At 66.7% G+C, this 15659-nt stretch carries 16 protein-coding genes and 1 pseudogene; 12 read left to right on the plus strand and 5 right to left on the minus strand.

Features of this window, described 5'->3' with window-relative positions:
• Positions 1 to 17 precede the first annotated feature (17 nt).
• The 10 genes and pseudogenes from DVB37_RS01955 to DVB37_RS02000 form a co-directional block, all read left to right on the plus strand.
• Complete coding sequence (locus DVB37_RS01955; protein ID WP_205571600.1) at positions 18 to 1211, plus strand: ABC transporter substrate-binding protein; 1194 nt, start codon at positions 18 to 20, stop codon at positions 1209 to 1211.
• Complete coding sequence (locus DVB37_RS01960; protein WP_046806597.1) at positions 1208 to 2122, plus strand: branched-chain amino acid ABC transporter permease; 915 nt, start codon at positions 1208 to 1210, stop codon at positions 2120 to 2122. Before DVB37_RS01955 ends, DVB37_RS01960 begins: the two co-directional genes overlap by 4 nt.
• On the plus strand, positions 2119 to 3105 hold the full coding sequence (locus DVB37_RS01965) for a branched-chain amino acid ABC transporter permease (protein ID WP_046806596.1): 987 nt from the start codon (positions 2119 to 2121) through the stop codon (positions 3103 to 3105). Before DVB37_RS01960 ends, DVB37_RS01965 begins: the two co-directional genes overlap by 4 nt.
• Positions 3095 to 3865, plus strand: a complete 771-nt coding sequence (locus DVB37_RS01970; protein ID WP_120153624.1) for an ABC transporter ATP-binding protein — start codon at positions 3095 to 3097, stop codon at positions 3863 to 3865. The genes DVB37_RS01965 and DVB37_RS01970 overlap by 11 nt, the downstream gene beginning before the upstream one ends.
• Positions 3852 to 4544, plus strand: coding sequence for an ABC transporter ATP-binding protein (locus DVB37_RS01975; RefSeq protein ID WP_046806594.1), 693 nt, complete (start codon positions 3852 to 3854; stop codon positions 4542 to 4544). Before DVB37_RS01970 ends, DVB37_RS01975 begins: the two co-directional genes overlap by 14 nt.
• 74 nt (positions 4545 to 4618) lie before the next feature.
• Complete coding sequence (locus tag DVB37_RS01980; protein WP_120157374.1) at positions 4619 to 5380, plus strand: GntR family transcriptional regulator; 762 nt, start codon at positions 4619 to 4621, stop codon at positions 5378 to 5380.
• Positions 5373 to 6257, plus strand: a complete 885-nt coding sequence (locus tag DVB37_RS01985; RefSeq protein ID WP_120153626.1) for an alpha/beta hydrolase — start codon at positions 5373 to 5375, stop codon at positions 6255 to 6257. The genes DVB37_RS01980 and DVB37_RS01985 overlap by 8 nt, the downstream gene beginning before the upstream one ends.
• Positions 6258 to 6268: 11 nt before the next feature.
• Positions 6269 to 7183 (plus strand): LysR family transcriptional regulator, encoded by a 915-nt coding sequence (locus DVB37_RS01990; protein ID WP_046806592.1) that lies wholly within the window; start codon positions 6269 to 6271, stop codon positions 7181 to 7183.
• A 160-nt stretch (positions 7184 to 7343) separates the two neighbouring features.
• A complete protein-coding gene (locus DVB37_RS01995; protein ID WP_120153628.1) occupies positions 7344 to 8336 on the plus strand; it encodes a tripartite tricarboxylate transporter substrate binding protein in 993 nt (330 codons plus the stop codon).
• 52 nt (positions 8337 to 8388) lie between these two features.
• Positions 8389 to 9330 (plus strand): annotated as a pseudogene (locus DVB37_RS02000) (succinylglutamate desuccinylase/aspartoacylase family protein); the annotation flags it as partial.
• Between the two features lie 64 nt (positions 9331 to 9394).
• Here DVB37_RS02000 and DVB37_RS02005 read toward each other — a convergent pair.
• From DVB37_RS02005 to DVB37_RS02015, 3 genes are all read right to left on the minus strand, one after another.
• Complete coding sequence (locus DVB37_RS02005) at positions 9395 to 9913, minus strand: lipocalin family protein (protein ID WP_120153632.1); 519 nt, start codon at positions 9911 to 9913, stop codon at positions 9395 to 9397.
• Between the two features lie 85 nt (positions 9914 to 9998).
• Positions 9999 to 11570 carry a glutamate--cysteine ligase gene (gene gshA, locus DVB37_RS02010; protein WP_104144796.1) on the minus strand — a complete coding sequence of 524 codons (1572 nt, stop codon included), beginning with the start codon at positions 11568 to 11570 and terminating at the stop codon, positions 9999 to 10001.
• 32 nt (positions 11571 to 11602) lie between these two features.
• The gene (locus DVB37_RS02015) at positions 11603 to 12511 is read right to left on the minus strand and encodes an alpha/beta hydrolase (RefSeq protein ID WP_120157375.1); all 909 of its coding nucleotides are present in this window, start codon (positions 12509 to 12511) and stop codon (positions 11603 to 11605) included.
• 43 nt (positions 12512 to 12554) lie between these two features.
• On the opposite strand from DVB37_RS02015, the gene DVB37_RS02020 reads away from it, so the two are divergent.
• Complete coding sequence (locus tag DVB37_RS02020) at positions 12555 to 13127, plus strand: hypothetical protein (RefSeq protein WP_120153634.1); 573 nt, start codon at positions 12555 to 12557, stop codon at positions 13125 to 13127.
• Here the strand turns inward: DVB37_RS02020 and DVB37_RS02025 are convergent.
• Positions 13117 to 13479, minus strand: coding sequence for a helix-turn-helix transcriptional regulator (locus DVB37_RS02025; protein WP_082134597.1), 363 nt, complete (start codon positions 13477 to 13479; stop codon positions 13117 to 13119). The two genes, DVB37_RS02020 and DVB37_RS02025, sit on opposite strands and share 11 nt — an antisense overlap.
• Before the next feature lie 119 nt (positions 13480 to 13598).
• Between DVB37_RS02025 and DVB37_RS02030 the strand changes: the two genes are divergently transcribed.
• Positions 13599 to 14495 carry an AEC family transporter gene (locus DVB37_RS02030; RefSeq protein WP_046806585.1) on the plus strand — a complete coding sequence of 299 codons (897 nt, stop codon included), beginning with the start codon at positions 13599 to 13601 and terminating at the stop codon, positions 14493 to 14495.
• A gap of 22 nt (positions 14496 to 14517) precedes the next feature.
• Here DVB37_RS02030 and DVB37_RS02035 read toward each other — a convergent pair whose 3' ends face one another.
• Complete coding sequence (locus DVB37_RS02035; RefSeq protein WP_046806584.1) at positions 14518 to 15525, minus strand: Ldh family oxidoreductase; 1008 nt, start codon at positions 15523 to 15525, stop codon at positions 14518 to 14520.
• Positions 15526 to 15659 lie beyond the last annotated feature (134 nt).

Consider the following 15659-nt stretch of genomic DNA (forward strand, 5'->3'; position numbering starts at 1 on the left):
GTCTTCAAGGGGAAAACATGATCAAGAAACAGAAACTGGGCGGTATTGCCGCCGCGTTGTCCGTCGCGCTGGGCGCGGCCTTGTCGATGAGCGCCGCGCGCGCCGCCGACCCCGTCAAGATCGGCTTCATCGCCACCTTGTCCACGCCGGCCGGCTACATCGGCGAGGACGAGCGCGATGCCTTCAACCTGGCCATCAAGCAGGGCGGCGGCAAGCTGGGCGGCGTGCCGGTGCAATTGGTGATTGAAGACGACGGCCTGAAGCCCGCCAACGCCAAGCAGGCGGCCGACCGCTTGATCCAGTCGGGCGTGAAGCTCTTTACCGGCGTCAACTTTTCCAACGTGCTGGCCGCCGTGGTGCCCAGCGTGGTGAAGTCGGGCGGGTTCTACGTCAGCCTGAACCCGGGGCCATCGAACTTTGCCGGCGAGAAATGCGACGCGAATTATTTCGTGGCGTCCTACCAGAACGACGCCTTCCACACGGCGGGCGGCGTGGCGGCCAATGAACTGGGCTACAAGCGCGTGGTGCTGCTGGCGCCCAACTACCAGGCGGGCCGCGACGCCATCGAAGGCTTCAAGCGCACCTACAAGGGCGAAGTGGTTGCCGAGATCTACACCAAGCTGGATCAATCGGACTTTTCGGTGGAGCTGGCGCGTGTGCGCTCGCTGTCGCCCGATGCCATCTATCAGTTTCACCCGGGCGGCACCGGCATCAACTTCGTCAAGCAGTACGCGGCGGCGGGCCTGAACAAAAGCATCCCGATGCTGATGCCCAGCTTCTCGATGGACGCGCGCATGATCCAGGCCACCGGCGACGCATCGCTGGGCTCGTACACCACGGGCATCTGGTCGCAGGACTTCGATAACGCGCCATCGCAAGCCTTCGTGAAAGCCTTCAGGGAAGCCTACGGCCGCGTGCCGACGGACTATGCGATGCAGGCGTACGACACCGCGCAGCTGATCGGCGTGGGCCTGAAAGCCACCGGCGGCGACTTGTCCAAGGTGGATGCCTTCCGTTCCGCGTTGCGCAAGCCCGACTTCACGTCGCTGCGCGGCAAGTTCAGCATGAACACCAACCAGCATCCAATTCAGGACCTGTACTTGATGCGCATCGAGAAGGACAGCGCGGGTGTGCTGGCGCCGCATCTGGTGCGCAAGCTGGTGGCCGACGATAAGGACGCCTATGCCCAATTTTGCAAGTTGCCATCATGACGCTTCTGTTCGAACAGCTGCTTAACGGCTTGCAGTTCGGCGCCATGCTTTTCATGCTGGCGGCCGGGCTGACGCTGATCTTCGGGATCATGGGCGTGGTGAACCTGACGCACGGGTCCTTCTACATGGTGGGTGCGTACTGCGCGGCCTACGCCATCGGCACCACGGGTTCGTTTCTGGCGGGCGTGCTGGCCGCGTTGCTGGGCGCGGGGCTGTACGGCATATCGGTCGAGGTGCTGGTGATCCGCAAGCTGTACAAACGCGATCACCTGTACCAGGTGCTGGCCACGTTCGGGCTGCTGCTGTTTTCGAACGAGGCCGTCAGCCTGATTTTCGGCCGGCGCCCGCCGCTGGTGGGCATCCCGTCTTTCCTGGAAGGCGCGGTGACGCTGGCGCCGGGTTTTCAGTATCCGGTGATCCGCCTGTCGTTCATCGCCATCGGCGCGCTGGTGGCGGTGGGGCTGTGGTGGCTGGTCAACCGCACCCGCATCGGCATGCTGATCCGCGCGGGCGCGGATGACCGCGAAATGGTCGACGCGCTGGGCGTGGACATTCGCAAGCTTTACACGCTGGTGTTCGGCCTGGGCGCGTTGCTGTGCGGCCTGGCGGGCGTGATGGCGGCGCCGCTGCTGGCCGTGGAAATCGGCATGGGCGAACGCATCCTGATCACCACGTTCGTGGTGATCGTGATTGGCGGGGTCGGCTCGGTGCGCGGCGCGTTGGCGGGTGCCTTGCTGGTGGGCATGGTTGACAGCCTGGGGCGTGCGTTTCTGCCGCAGTTGCTGTCCAAGATGTTCTCGCCCGCCACGGCGGACCCCTTGGCCGCCGGCATGGCGTCGGCCAGTATCTATGTGCTGATGGCGATCGTGCTGATCGCCAAGCCCGGTGGCTTGTTCCCGGCGCGAGGATGATGATGGCAAAGACACTTTCCAATCGCGCCCGCTGGGGCCTGGCCGGACTGACGGTATTGATCCTGCTGCCGGCCGGGGCGCTGGCGTCGGGCTCGCCCTTCTTGATCGGCGTGGTGACGCGGTTTCTGATCTACGGCCTGGCCGCCGTCAGCCTCGACCTGGTGATCGGCTACGGCGCCATGGTCAGCTTCGGCCACGCCATGTTCTTCGGCCTGGGCGGGTACGCGGTGGGCATCATCGCGTTTCACACGGCCGAAGCGGGTCCCATCTTCGGCTGGGCCGGCAGCAATGCCGCGCTGGTCGTGTGGCCCATCGCGCTGGCGGTGTGCGCGTTGGCAGGCTGGGTGTTCGGCTACCTGGCACTGCGCACGCGCGGCGTGCAGTTCATCATGATTACGCTGGCATTCGGGCAGATGGTGTATTTCATCCTGGTGTCGCTGCAGTTCTATGGGGGCGACGACGGGCTGATGATTCCGCAGCGCAATGTGCTGCCTGGCATCAACCTGGAAAGCCCGCTGGTTTTTTACTACGTGTGCCTGGCGCTGCTGACGGCGTGGACGCTGCTGTGCATTCGCGTCACCAATTCGCGTTTCGGCATGGTGTTGCAGGCGCTGCGCCAAAGCGAACGGCGCGCCCTGAACCTGGGGGTGGCGCCCACGCCGTATCGCCTGAGCGCGTTTGTGCTGTCGGCGGTGGGCACCGGGCTGGCGGGCGTGCTGTGGGCAAACTATGCCGGGCTGGTTACGCCCGACATGGCCGCGTGGACCAAGTCCGGCGAACTGATGGCGATCGTGATACTGGGCGGTGTAGGCACGCTGCTGGGGCCGATCGCGGGCGCGGCCGTGTTCCTGGGCCTGGAACAGATGCTGTCGTCGCTGACCGAACATTGGTTGCTGTACATGGGGCCGATCCTGGTGCTGGTGGTGCTGTGGGGCCAGAAGGGGTTGTTCGGAAAATTGCTGGAGACCCGCCATGCCGATTGACGCGCAAGACTGCCTGTTGCGGCTGACTCAACTGCGCAAGGCCTTTGACGCGGTGGTGGCCACCAATGGGGTGGACCTGGATGTGCGGGCCGGCGAGATCCACGCCATCATCGGCCCCAACGGCGCGGGCAAGTCCACGCTGATCGCGCAGATCTGCGGCGAAATCCGGCCCGATTCCGGCACCATTCATCTGGACGGGCGCGACGTCACCGGGCTACGCGCGTTTGAACGCGCGCGACTGGGGCTGGGGCGGTCGTTCCAGATCACCGAGCTTTGCCACGAATACACCGCGCTGGAAAACGTGATCCTGTCGCGCATGCTCAAGGGCGGACGCGCGTTCGGCGCGTGGTCCGACCCGCGCCGCGACGCGGGTTTGAAAGCCGAAGCCATGCAGTGGCTGACGCACGTGGGCCTGGCCGAGCGCCGCCATGTGCGGTCCGCCGATTTGGCGCATGGTGAAAAGCGCCAGCTGGAATTGGCGGTGGCGCTGGCGCGGTCGCCACGGTTGTTGCTGCTGGACGAGCCGATGGCCGGCATGGGCCCCGAGGAATCGGCCCGCATGACGCGGCTGCTGCAAGGCATGAAGGGCGACTACGGCATCTTGCTGGTGGAACACGATATGGACGCCGTCTTTGCGCTGGCCGACCGCATCAGCGTGCTGGTCTACGGCCGCGTGGTGTTCAGCGGGCCGCCCGACGAGGTGCGCCGCCATCCGGAGGTGCGCGCGGCCTACCTGGGAGAAGAACATGTTGAAGGTTGACGGCCTGACGGGCGGCTACGGGTCCAGCAAGGTGCTGTTCGGCATGTCGTTCGAAGCCAGCGAGGGCGAAGTCATTTCGCTGATCGGGCGCAACGGCATGGGCAAGACCACCACGGTCAAGACCGTGATGGGCATGCTGCCGGCTACCGGCGGCGCGGTGCAGTTCCGGGGGCAGACGCTGGGGCGGTCCGCGCCCAGCACGGTCGCGCGCCTGGGGGTGGGGCTGGTGCCGGAAGGGCGGCGGGTGTTCGGGTCGCTGACGGTGCAGGAAAACCTGGTGGCCACCGCGCGCGCCGCGCCGGGCGGCTGGGACCTGGACCGCGTGTTCACGCTGTTTCCGCGCTTGAAAGAGCGGCGCGCGCAGTCCTCGCGCACGCTGTCGGGCGGCGAACAGCAGATGCTGGTGGTGGGCCGCGCGCTGATGACCAACCCCAAGCTGCTGATCCTGGACGAAGCCACCGAAGGGCTGGCGCCGCTGATCCGCCAGGAAATCTGGCGGTGCCTGCGGGCATTGAAGTCCGAAGGCCAGACCATTCTGGTCATCGACAAGAACCTGCCCGAAATGGCAACGCTGGTCGACCGCCATTACATCGTCGACAAGGGCCGCGTGGCCTGGTCGGGCAAGCCGGCCGAGCTGTCGGCGCAGCCCGAGCTGGCGCAGCGTTATCTGGGAATATGAGGCCGCCGCGCGCGAGTAGAATGAGCCGCCTGTGCGCGGATCGGCGGACGCGCCGCTGACATCTGGAGAGCATGTTGAAGCCAAGAATCAAAGCTTCCCGCCAGGACGATCCCGGATCGGACGGGAACGCCGACGTTGAAGACATCACGCTGTCCGAGCAGGTCTACCGCCTGCTTCGACGCGACATCATGAGCGGCGCCTTCGCGCCCGGCCAGTCGCTGCGGCTGGAATTGCTGCGGCAGCGCTACGGCAGCAGCTTTTCGCCGATCCGCGAAGCGCTGAACCGCTTGCGCAGCGAACGCATGGTCGTGAACACCACGTCGCGCGGGTTCAGCATCGCGCCCTTGTCGGTCGACGAAATGTGGGACGCCTGTGAAACCCGCATCCTGATCGACTGCGACGCGCTGCGGCGGTCGCTGGCCAACGCGGACGACGCCTGGGAAACGCGGCTGGTGGGCGCGTATCACGCGCTGACGTTGGCGGCCCAGCGCGCGGGCCAGGCCCCCGCGCCGTCCGACGAACTGGAAGAACTGCTGGAAGCCCGCCACCTGGATTTCCATCACGCCTTGATCGGCGCCTGCCGCTCGCACTGGCTGCTGGACCTGTCCACCCAGCTGTATGCGCAAACCGAACGCTACCGGCGCCCGGCGCGTGCGGGCGCCACCGCCTACGGGCCCGAGCGCAACGTTGACGACGAGCATCGCCAGCTGCTGGACGCCGCGATATCCCGCGACGCCGAACGCTCGGTGGCCATGCTGGCCGCGCACTACCGCAAGACCGCGCAATTCATCGAACGGATCATTTCACAGCCCGACCCCCAGGCACGACATGCATAAGCCCGACATCGACCTTTTCTTTCCCACCATCGCCGAACGCGAGGTGCAATACAACGCGCGTGAATCGGTGGCGGACTTTGATGCCTGCGTGCGCCGCTACGCGGAGTCGTCCGCGCGCGTGCGCTCGCGCCGCCCCGCCGTGCTGGACCTGCGCTACGGCATGGGCCAGGACGAACGCCTGGACCTGTTCCTGCCTGCCGCGTCGCGGGCGCCGGCGCCGGTATTCGTCTTCATTCACGGCGGCTACTGGCGCGCCCAGCGCAAGGAAGACGCGCCGGTCATGGCCGAGGCCTTCAACGCGGCGGGCGCAGCCGTGGCCACGCTGGAATACACCTTGGTGCCCGAAGCCACCCTGGGCGAAGTGGTGCGCGAAGTGCGCAGCGCGGTGGCCTGGCTGTACCAGAACGCGGCGGCCTATGGCGTGGACCCGGAACGCATCTACGTGGGCGGCAGCTCGGCCGGCGGGCACCTGGCCGGCATGCTGGTCGCGCCCGGCTGGCCCGCGCGTTATGGCGTGCCTGACGACATCATCAAGGGCACGCTGGCCTTGTCCGGCCTGTTCGACCTGCGCCCGCTGTGCGACATCCTGCCCAATACCTGGCTGCGATTGACGCCCGAGCAGGCCGCGCATCAAAGCCCCATTTTCCATCTGCCCGAGCAGGCCGGCCCCATGCTGCTGGCGGTCGGCGGGCTGGAAACGCAGGGCTTCAAGAACCAGACGGCGGCATTTGAAGCCGCCTGGAATGCGGCGGGTCTTGCGTCCACGCGCATTGCCACACCGCACTGCAACCACTTCGACCTGGTCAATGAACTGGAAGACGCCGACAGCCCGCTCACCCGCGCCACGTTGGCGATGATGGGGCTGGGCGATCGCTGACGGCGTTGCAGATGGCGGACCTGAAACTTCTTGAAGACTTGATCGCGCTGGCGCGCACGGGCAGTTTCGTGCGCGCGGCCGAGCTGCGTCATGTGACGCACCCCGCGTTCGGCCGGCGCATCCGCGCGCTGGAAGCCTGGGCCGGTGCGCCGCTGGTCGAACGCCAGCACCTGCCCGTGACGCTGACCGCGCAAGGCGAGGCGCTGCTCAAGACGGCCACGCAGGTGGTCGAACAGATGGGCCTGGTGCGCCATCGCATCCGCAGTTCGGGCGCGGGCGGCGAGGCGGTGCTGCGCATTGCAACCGGCCGCAGCCTGGCGCGTACGCTGGTGGCCGATTGGATCGCCCGGCTGCGTCACCGCGCGCCCAAGGTGCTGACCGAAGGTACGCAGGTTGAGTTGTCCACGGGCCAGGCAAAAGACCTGGTGGTGCGCCTGGAGCAGGGCAAGGTGGACTTGCTGTGTTGCTACGAACACCCGGCGCTGTCGGTGCCGCTGAGCCCGGCGCGCTATCGCTACATGACGCTGGCCACCGACAAACTGGTGCCCGTCAGCCAGGCGGACGCGCGCGGCCGCGCTCGCTACGCGCTGAAAGACGGCGGCCCCGCCGTGCCGCTGATCACCTACACGGGCGGGCTGGCAATGGAACGCATCGTGGGCGACCGCCTGGAAACCACGCCGTACGCCTTGACGCCGTTCGTGCGCAGCGATTCGCTGGACGCGGCGCATGGCGCGGTGGCCAAGGGCCTGGGCGTGGCGTGGCTGCCATGGTCGATGGTGGCGGCCGATTGCCGTCGCGGCGCCTTGGTGGCCCTGGGCGGTCGCAGCGAAGAGATCGCCTTCGAGGTGCGGCTGTATCGGCCGCGCGCGCGCCTGACGGATCTGGCGGAGGCGGCCTGGGAGGCCACGGCGAACCGCAAGGCCTGAGGCCGGCATCGTGCCAGGCAAGCTTGCAGGCTGGGCAGGATAAGCACGGGCATGTGCCGTTTCGGCACGACGGTCTCACACTGCCGCCGCGAAAATACCAGCCTATACCTCCAACGAGACGGCCACGCCGTCCACCCATCAGCACCCCAAGGAAGAAAACATGAAGTCCGTACTGCATCCGCTGCGCGCAGCGCTTGTTGCGTTTTGTGCCGCCTCGGCCGTGGCAACCGCCCCGGCCGCCTTCGCCGCCGATTACCCGGCCCGCAGCGTGTCGCTGGTGGTGGGCTATCCCGCCGGCGGCAGCCTGGACCTGACGGCGCGCCTGTTGGGCGAAGAACTGGGCAAGCGCCTGGGCCAGACCGTCGTGGTTGAAAACGTGGGCGGCGCAGGCGGCACCATCGGCGCTCAGCGCGTGGCACGCGCCGCGCCGGACGGCTACACGATTTTCCTGGGCTCCACCAACGAAATGGTGATTGCCCGCATGATCAACACGGCGGTCAAGTACGACAGCGCCAAGGACTTCACGGCCCTGGGGCTGGTGGCCTCGCAGCCCATGCTGCTGGCGGCCAGCAAGAATTCCGGCGTGAAGACGGCCGCTGACTACCTGCAAAAGCTGCGCGGCGCAGAGCCGGGCACGTTCAACTACGGCTCGTCCGGCGTGGGCACCACGCTGCATCTGGCCGGTGAAATGATCAACCAGGCCACTGGCACGCGCGCCGAACACGTGCCGTATCGCGGCGTGTCGCCGCTGGTGACGGACCTGATGAGCGGCCAGCTGGACTACGGCATGCTGGTGCTGTCCTCGGGCCTGCCGCAAGTGCGCAGCGGCAACATCGTGGCGCTGGGCCTGACCGAGAACAAGCGTTCGCCGGCCGCGCCGGAAATCGCGCCGCTGGCCGCCACGCCCGGCTTTGAATCCGTCGACATCAACCTGTGGTTCGCGCTGTACGGCCCCGCCGGCTTGCCCGAGCCGGTTGTGGCAAAGCTGCGTACCGTGCTGGACGAAACGCTGAAGTCCGAATCGTTCCGCAAGAAGATGCAAGAGGCGGGCGGCGAAGTGGCCCAGCCGGGCGTCGACCTGGTGGCCTACCAAGCCGAAGAAACCAAGAAGTACGGCGCGCTGGTCAAGGCCGCCAAGATCGAAGCGCAGTGATCGGCCCCCAGTAATCGACCCCCAGCACCTACGTCAGAAAGCGGATCTCACCATGCAATTTCAGCTTCCCGTTCCCGACCTCGCCGCCGAACGCGCGGGCAATACCGATACGCCGGGCGTCTGGCATTTTGATTCCGGCGTGCCGGGGCGGGCGCTGATGGTAAGCGCGCTGGTGCACGGCAACGAACTGTGCGGCGCGTGGGCGCTGAAGGATCTGCTGGCGGCCGGCGTGAAGCCGCGCCGGGGCAGCCTGACGCTGGCCTTCTGCAACCTGGACGCGTTTGACCGCTTCGATCTGGCCAAGCACGATGCCTCGCGCTTCGTTACCGAAGACATGAACCGCGTCTGGAGCGCCGAGCGCCTGGACAGCCCCACCACCGCCGACCGCCAACGCGGTGCGGCGTTGCGCCCCTGGGTGCAGCGCGCGGACTGGCTGCTGGACCTGCATTCCATGCACGAGCCGGGCGCGCCCTTGTTGTTGACGGGCGTCTTGCCGCGCAACATCGCACTGGCGCGCCGCCTGAAGGCGCCGCAGCATGTGATCGTGGACGCCGGCCACAAAGACGGTGTGCGCATGCGCGACTTTGCGCAGTTCGGCGATGCCGCGCGCGACGACGCGTGTGCCTTGCTGATCGAATGCGGTTTCCATGGCGAGCTGGCCTCGCGCGATGTCGCGCGAGACATGGTGGCTCGCATGTTGGTGGAATCCGGCGTGGTGGACGCGGCCGATGTGCCGGCCGGCTGGCTGCTGCCCGATCCCGATACCCAGCGCGTGCTGGAAGTGACGGACGCCGTGGTGGCGCCGTCGATGGACGTGACGTTTGCGCAACCCTGGACCGGTCTGGAAACGCTGGCGCAAGCCGGCTCGGTGATCGGGTGGGCAGATGGCCAGCCGATCGTGACGCCCTATGACAACTGCACGTTGATCATGCCGTCGCTGCGCCAGCTGAAGCCCGGCGTGACGGTGGTGCGCCTGGCCCGCGACTACGCGGGCTGATCGCCGAGCCGCGCCAAGTAGGGCGACTCTTGGCGGGAGCCGGCGCTAGCCGGCGTTCTGCTTATTTCTGCGGCGTGTACCGCAGTTCGTCCAGCTCATAGCCCTGCGCCTTCGCGGCAGCCAGGGCCTTGTCCAACTCTTCCTTGGCCAATTGCGGCGAGCGCGACAGAATCCACAGGTACTTGCGGTCGGGCGTACCCACCACGGACCAGCGGTATTCCGGGTCCAGGCCGATCACCCAGTAATCGCCCTTGAACGGCTTGAAGAAGGTGACTTCAAGCTTGGCGTTGTTGCTGCCTTCCACGACGGTGGCGGTGCCGGACGCGGAGTCGATATCGCCGTCCTTGGTGCGGCAGCGATTGTTCACGCCGATGGTGCCGTCGGGGTGCGCGGTGTATTCGGCGGTGGTATCGCCGACGCAATTGCGCTGGAAGAACATGGGGAAATTGGCGATTTCGTACCACATGCCGACGTAGCGTTTCAGGTCCACCGAATCCACGGTCTGCATGGGCGGCGGCGCGGCATGGGCGATGCCCACGCTGGCTGCCAGGGCCATCAGGAATGTTGCGGTGCGGCGCATTGAAAAACCTCCAGAGTGAGACTGACCGAAGCGCGGCGCTTGCCCGTCAGGCAGGCGCCGCGTACGCAAACCCTAACGATACGCCTTATTTACGCGGGGCCTTCAGGGCCTCGTGGTAGCGCGCCACGTAGGTCGCGAAGTCCACCGTGTCCGACTGCTCGATGCGCTGCTGTTCGTCGGTGGACTGCGTTGCTGCCTGTTGATAGGCAGCCGCCAGGTCCGACGGCAGGGCTTGTGCGCGCAGCGTGTCCGCATGCTTGCGGCTTTGCGCCAGCGAGTAGTCGTGAAACGACAGGCCGCTTTGCGTCAGCGACTGCAACAGGCGCGCGGACGGCGTGGCCTCGGGCTGGTCCAGCTTGACGCGCTGCGCGGTCAGCGCATCGGCGTAGGCAGTGCCGCCCAGGGCCGAATCAAACAGCGCGGCGTACGGCGCGATCTGGTCCAGCAATTCGTGGCCCCATTCTTTCAGCGCTACCGGCTTGCCTTCGCGGTCCAGCATCAGGCCCGGCTTGCGGCCTTCTTTGACGACGGTGGAAAAGTTGTCGGCGCTGCGCTGACAGTAGCCGTTGGCGGGGAAGAACGGGCTGTCCGATGCCGTGCAAAACAGCAGGAACGCGTCGACAAAGCGGCTGGTGTCGGCGTCGATGCCCACGGGCGATTCGGGGTCGATATCCAGGCAGCGCACTTCCACGTATTGCACGCCGCGTTCCGCCAGGGCGGTGATGGGGCGTTCGCAGCGGCCGGTGGCACGCTTGGGGCGGATGCTGGAGTAGTACTCGTTTTCGATCTGAAGCACGTTGGTGTTCAGCTGGATCCATTCGCCATTGCGATGCGTGCCGATCTTCTCGTAGTCGGGCCACGTTTGCGTCACGGCGTCGTACAGCCGGCCCAGGAAGGTATCCAGGTCGTTGTAGCAAAGCTTGAGCTGCGACTGCGCCTTGTTCTGATAGCCCAGGTCGCTCATGCGCAGGCTGGTGGCGTAGGGCAGGTACAGCGTGTGGTCGCCCAGGCGTTCCAGCGGGTGGTCAGGGCCATTCAGGAAGTCACTGGACAGCGCGGGCGCCGCGCCAAACAGGTACATCAGCAGCCAGGAATAGCGCGTGAAATTTCGGATCAGCCCGATATAGCCGCGCGAACGGCGGTCTTGCGCGGAGCCGGCTTGCGTGTCCAGCACGGACCACAAATCTTCGGACAGCGAGAAGTTGTAGTGCACGCCGGCGATGCATTGCATCCGCTTGCCGTAGCGCTCGGCCAGGCCGCGGCGATACACGTGCTTGAGCATGCCGGTGTTGGACTTGCCGTACCAGGCGATAGGGATGTCGGCTTCAGCCGGCAGCGTGGCCGGCATGGACTGGTTCCAGATCAGCTCGTGATCCAGCACGCTGTACACGTGGCGATGGGTGTTGGTGAGCTCGGCCAAGAGCGCGTCGACGTCGGTGTGCGTGCCGGTGATCAGCTCAAGCAGGGATTCCGAGTAATCGGTGGTGACGTGTTCATTGGTCAGCGCCGAACCCAGGCCGGCCGGGTGGGGCGTGCGCGACAAAATGCCCTGCTCGTCCACGCGCAGGCCTTCTTTTTCAATGCCTCGCAACGTCTGGGTCAGCAGCGAGCGGTTGGCCTCTAGGCGGGAGAGGCGGTTGGCGGCGGTATCAGTCACGGATTCTTCTCGTTTGGGTCTGTCGCGGGATTTTACGGGGTGCCGGCCTCCTGTGCCGAGGGAGTCAGTACTGGGGGCAGGGACAATGCCTGCGCCGTGCGCGCCAGCCATTCGTCCAGGTCAGCATAAACCGGATCAGAAATTGGGGCCGTTTCATTGAAAATTTCGTGCCAGGCGGTGTCGTACCAGCGCAGGGTCAGCAATTGCGCGGGCGCGCGCTGGGCGAATTGGCGGCTGCCTTCGGCGGCCACGATGGAATCGTCGCCGGCCACCATCAACAGGGTGCGACAGGGCAGAAGATCGGCTTCGCGCAGCGATTCCCGGCCGCCTTCGTCGACAAAGCGGGCCAGCCGGCCGGTCATGCGCCGGCGCACCAGCGGGTCGGATCGGTAGGCTTTGACGACGGCCCGGTCATGCGAGATGCGGGCAGGCGCCAGGCCATGGGGCACGCGCAGGTCGGGCGCATGCAGCGACATCCAGGTGAGGGTGCGGCGCACCCACATCGGTACGTTCACGACGAAAGGCGGCGAGCTGAGCACCAGCGCGTCCAGCTCGGCCAGGCGCCGCAGGGCGATGCGCACCGCCACCAGCGCGCCCAGGCTGTGGGCCAGCACAATGGGCGGGCGGCCTTGCAGCGCGGTCCAGGCGCGAAGGCGGTCGACGGAGTCCACGACCAGGTCGTCCTGGTGGGCCAGGGTAGCGGCCGGGCCGCCGGAACGCCCATGGCCGCGGTGATCGTGCGCGCCCACGGTCCAGCCGCGCGCGGCCAGCCAGCGGGCCAGGCGGTCATAGCGGCCGGCGTGTTCGCTCAGGCCGTGCATCAGGTACACGCTGGGCGTGCCCGGCCCGGTAACAGGGGGCGGCACATTGGGCGCGGCGGGCCAAAGATAGTTGGCCAATGGCGTGCCGTCGGGCGCGGGGGTGATGGAAATCGGCGACAATTTCAGCATTCCTCGAAATGAATGGGCCGTCGGGTCTACGGTAATGACGATTTCATCGCTGTTTCGTTTCATGTTCAAGAAAGCCGGCCTGTTTGTAGGGTTGGCCTTGTTGGTTGCCGCCTGCTCGCCCCGTTACAACTGGCGCGAAGTGGACGTGGCCGACGGCCACGTGCGCGCGGCATTCCCCGACCGGGTCTCGACCGATACCCGGGACTTGCGCCTGGACACCCATACCCTGCGTTTTACCTTGTCGAGCGCGACCGTGGGCGAGGCCGTGTTCGCGGTGGGCTCGGCCCCGCTGCCGCCGGACATTGCCGCCGACCCGGCCGCCAAGCAGGCGCTGGGCATGGCGCTGATGCATTCGCTGTACACGAATATGCAGGCCCCGCCGCCCACGGAATGGCCGGCTTATGGGCAGGACTTCGAAGTGCACGGCAAGGCCATGGGCAAGCCCGGCTGGCTGGTGGCCAAGGTCTGGGTCACCGACACCATGCTGATCGAGGCCGTGGCCGCCGGCACCCAGGAAAGCCTGCCCGCCGAACGCGCGCGCGAATTCCTGAGATCGGTGGTGGTCAACCCCGGCAAGCCGAGCCCGGCCAACCCGGTTACTCGATGACGCTGTCCAGCAGCCCGTGGCGCAGGGCCACCACCACGGCCGTGCGGCGCCCGCGTACGCCCAGCTTGGTGCAGGCGTTGCGCAAATGGAAATTCACGGTGCTTTCCGCGACGTCCAGGATGCGGCTGGTTTCCCAGCTGGTCTTGCCCGCCGCCGCCCAATACAGGCACGCCGCCTGCCGGTCGGACAGCGCTTTGTAGGGGGGCAGCTTGCCCAGCGAATGCATCGCGGGCATCGGCGGCCCCAATGATGATAGCGGCCCGCCGCGCTGGGCCAGGTCCGGATGGAAGGCGCACAAGCGCTGGAATGCGGATGATCCTCGAAGCGCGGCGAAGCGAAGCGGTGCGGTCATGGTGGCCCGGGGCAGTGCCCCCTTGTAGTGAAGTTGCTGCATGCTGCGGCCCGCGCGGCGGCCAAGCAAGCATTGATGCTTTCGCGCATTGATCCACTTATCTTTGACGGAATAGTTGTATGTTGGCCATCGCCCAGTTCTACCTGTCAGCCATCGTGCTGATGCTGCCTCTGTTGTCTTGCGTGGGCATCGGGGTGCTGTGGGGCAAGCGCGATATCCCCTTTGGCGGCGCGTTCATCACCACATTGGTGACGTCCGTGACCACGCCCGCGCTGGTGTTCCATACCTTTGTGACGACGCACCTGGATGACCGCGCGCTGGCGGATGTGGCGATCGCTACCGTCGCGGCGTTGCTGCTGTGTGCGCTGGTCGGCGCGCTGCTGCTCAAAGTGTGGAAGCTGCCGGTGCGCACCTTGCTGCCCACGGCCAGCCTGCCCAATGCCGGCAACCTGGGCCTGCCTATCTCTCAGTTGGCGTTCGGTGACGCGGGCCTGTCGGTGGCGGTGGCGTTCTTCGCGGTCAATTCTTTCGTCATGCACACCATTGCCGTGCGGCTGCTGCCGGGCGTCAATACCAAGGGCAGCTGGAAAAGCCCCATTCTGCTGGCCTCGGTGGTGGCGGTGGCATTGCGGCTGCTGCATGTGCCGGTGCCGGCCTGGGTCATTGACACCGCCCATATGCTGGGCGCGGTGACCGTGCCCTTGATGCTGTTGAGCCTGGGCCACGCCTTGGCCCTGATCCCGTCCAACGGCCTGCGCGACGGCGCCAAGGTGGCCGCGATACGGCTGGTGGTGGGCTTGGCGGCGGGGTTGGCCGTGGTGTGGGCGCTAGACCTTGAGCCCGTGCTGGCCGGCGCGCTGACCTTGCAGATGGCCATGCCGTGCGCGGTGGTCAGCTACATGTACGCCAAGCGCTACACGACGCTGGGCGACACGGCGGCGGGCGCCGTGCTGGTGTCGACCGTGGTGTTCCTGCTGCTGGCGCCGCTGATGCTCTGGTTCACCCACGGCGCCTGACGACGCAATACCCGCCGGGCAGTCAGGCCACGCCGGCCATGTCGCGCAGTTGCGCCATCAGCGGGTCAGGAACGTCCACGCCGTGCTTGATCGCTTCGTCGCGCAACTTGCGGCGGCGGTCGCCCGGCAGGCGCACGCCATCATCTTCCAGCATGGCGTCCACCAGCGTTTCGACACGTTCCAGATAGGCGTTGTTGCCCGCCAGCGCGCCGGGGTCGATCGCCATGAACGCCTGCCCCAGTTGAGCGGGGCCGCCGGCATCGACGAAGAACGATTCGGTTTCGAAACCGAAGTGCGCGCCCGTCAGCGCGCAGGCCAGCAATTCCACAATCAGCGCCAGCATCGCGCCCTTGACGCCACCCGCGGGCAGCATGCTGCCGGCCAGCCCGGCCTTTGGATCGGTAGTGGGTTCGCCATTGGCGTCCAGCGCCCAGCCCAGTGGAATGGGCTGGTTGTCGCGCGCGGCGATCATCAGCTTGCCGCGCGCCACTTGCGACAGCGACAGGTCGATGACCAGCCGGGCGCCATTGCGGCGGGGGAAGATCGCGGCGATGGGGTTGGTGCCGAACAGCGGCCGCTTGCCGCCCCAGGCGGGCATGGCGGCTGGCGAATTGCTCAGCGCCAGCGCCACCAGCCCGGCGTCCGCCAGCGCCTCCAGGTGATAGGCCGCTTCGCCAAAATGGTGGCTGTTGGCCACGCCGATGAAGGCGATGCCATGTTCGCGGGCGCGCACGGCCGCTTGCTCGACGGCCATCGCGCAGGCGGGAAACGCCAGCCCCGAACCCGCATCGATCAGCGCCGCGCCGCCGCGTTCGTGCACGATGCGCGGCACGGCCGAACCGATGGCGCGCCCCGCGCGCAAATGCCCCGCGTAGAACGGCACGCGCGACAGGCCGTGCGAACTGATGCCCTGGCTTTCCGCGAAAACCAGGGCGCGCGCGGTGCTGTCGGCCATGGCCGGGTTGGCGCCAGCGGCAGCCAGCGCGGCGGCGGCCAGGTGTTGCAGTTCGTCCAGATAGATGTGAGCCATATCCTTCCTGTCAGAGGGGCGATTCGCGCGCCCGCTTAACGAAGGCGGGCAGGGGATGTCGCAGATAACACGCATTTTCGCACCAGGCCGGCGCCCTTGCAGCATCTGCCGGCAATGCTAGAATTCCTGTCGCT

Source organism: Achromobacter sp. B7 (assembly GCF_003600685.1).
GTDB lineage: Bacteria > Pseudomonadota > Gammaproteobacteria > Burkholderiales > Burkholderiaceae_B > Achromobacter > Achromobacter spanius_B.

What these genes read in the sequence shown, in the direction of transcription:
- DVB37_RS01955 (WP_205571600.1), top strand. Translation starts at nt 18, where the DNA reads ATGATCAAGAAACAGAAACTGGGCGGTATTGCCGCCGCGTTGTCCGTC.
- DVB37_RS01960 (WP_046806597.1), top strand. Translation starts at nt 1,208, where the DNA reads ATGACGCTTCTGTTCGAACAGCTGCTTAACGGCTTGCAGTTCGGCGCC.
- DVB37_RS01965 (WP_046806596.1), top strand. Translation starts at nt 2,119, where the DNA reads ATGATGATGGCAAAGACACTTTCCAATCGCGCCCGCTGGGGCCTGGCC.
- DVB37_RS01970 (WP_120153624.1), top strand. Translation starts at nt 3,095, where the DNA reads ATGCCGATTGACGCGCAAGACTGCCTGTTGCGGCTGACTCAACTGCGC.
- DVB37_RS01975 (WP_046806594.1), top strand. Translation starts at nt 3,852, where the DNA reads ATGTTGAAGGTTGACGGCCTGACGGGCGGCTACGGGTCCAGCAAGGTG.
- DVB37_RS01985 (WP_120153626.1), top strand. Translation starts at nt 5,373, where the DNA reads ATGCATAAGCCCGACATCGACCTTTTCTTTCCCACCATCGCCGAACGC.
- DVB37_RS01990 (WP_046806592.1), top strand. Translation starts at nt 6,269, where the DNA reads ATGGCGGACCTGAAACTTCTTGAAGACTTGATCGCGCTGGCGCGCACG.
- DVB37_RS01995 (WP_120153628.1), top strand. Translation starts at nt 7,344, where the DNA reads ATGAAGTCCGTACTGCATCCGCTGCGCGCAGCGCTTGTTGCGTTTTGT.
- DVB37_RS02005 (WP_120153632.1), bottom strand. Translation starts at nt 9,913, where the DNA reads ATGCGCCGCACCGCAACATTCCTGATGGCCCTGGCAGCCAGCGTGGGC.
- DVB37_RS02020 (WP_120153634.1), top strand. Translation starts at nt 12,555, where the DNA reads ATGACGATTTCATCGCTGTTTCGTTTCATGTTCAAGAAAGCCGGCCTG.
- DVB37_RS02025 (WP_082134597.1), bottom strand. Translation starts at nt 13,479, where the DNA reads ATGACCGCACCGCTTCGCTTCGCCGCGCTTCGAGGATCATCCGCATTC.
- DVB37_RS02030 (WP_046806585.1), top strand. Translation starts at nt 13,599, where the DNA reads ATGTTGGCCATCGCCCAGTTCTACCTGTCAGCCATCGTGCTGATGCTG.
- DVB37_RS02035 (WP_046806584.1), bottom strand. Translation starts at nt 15,525, where the DNA reads ATGGCTCACATCTATCTGGACGAACTGCAACACCTGGCCGCCGCCGCG.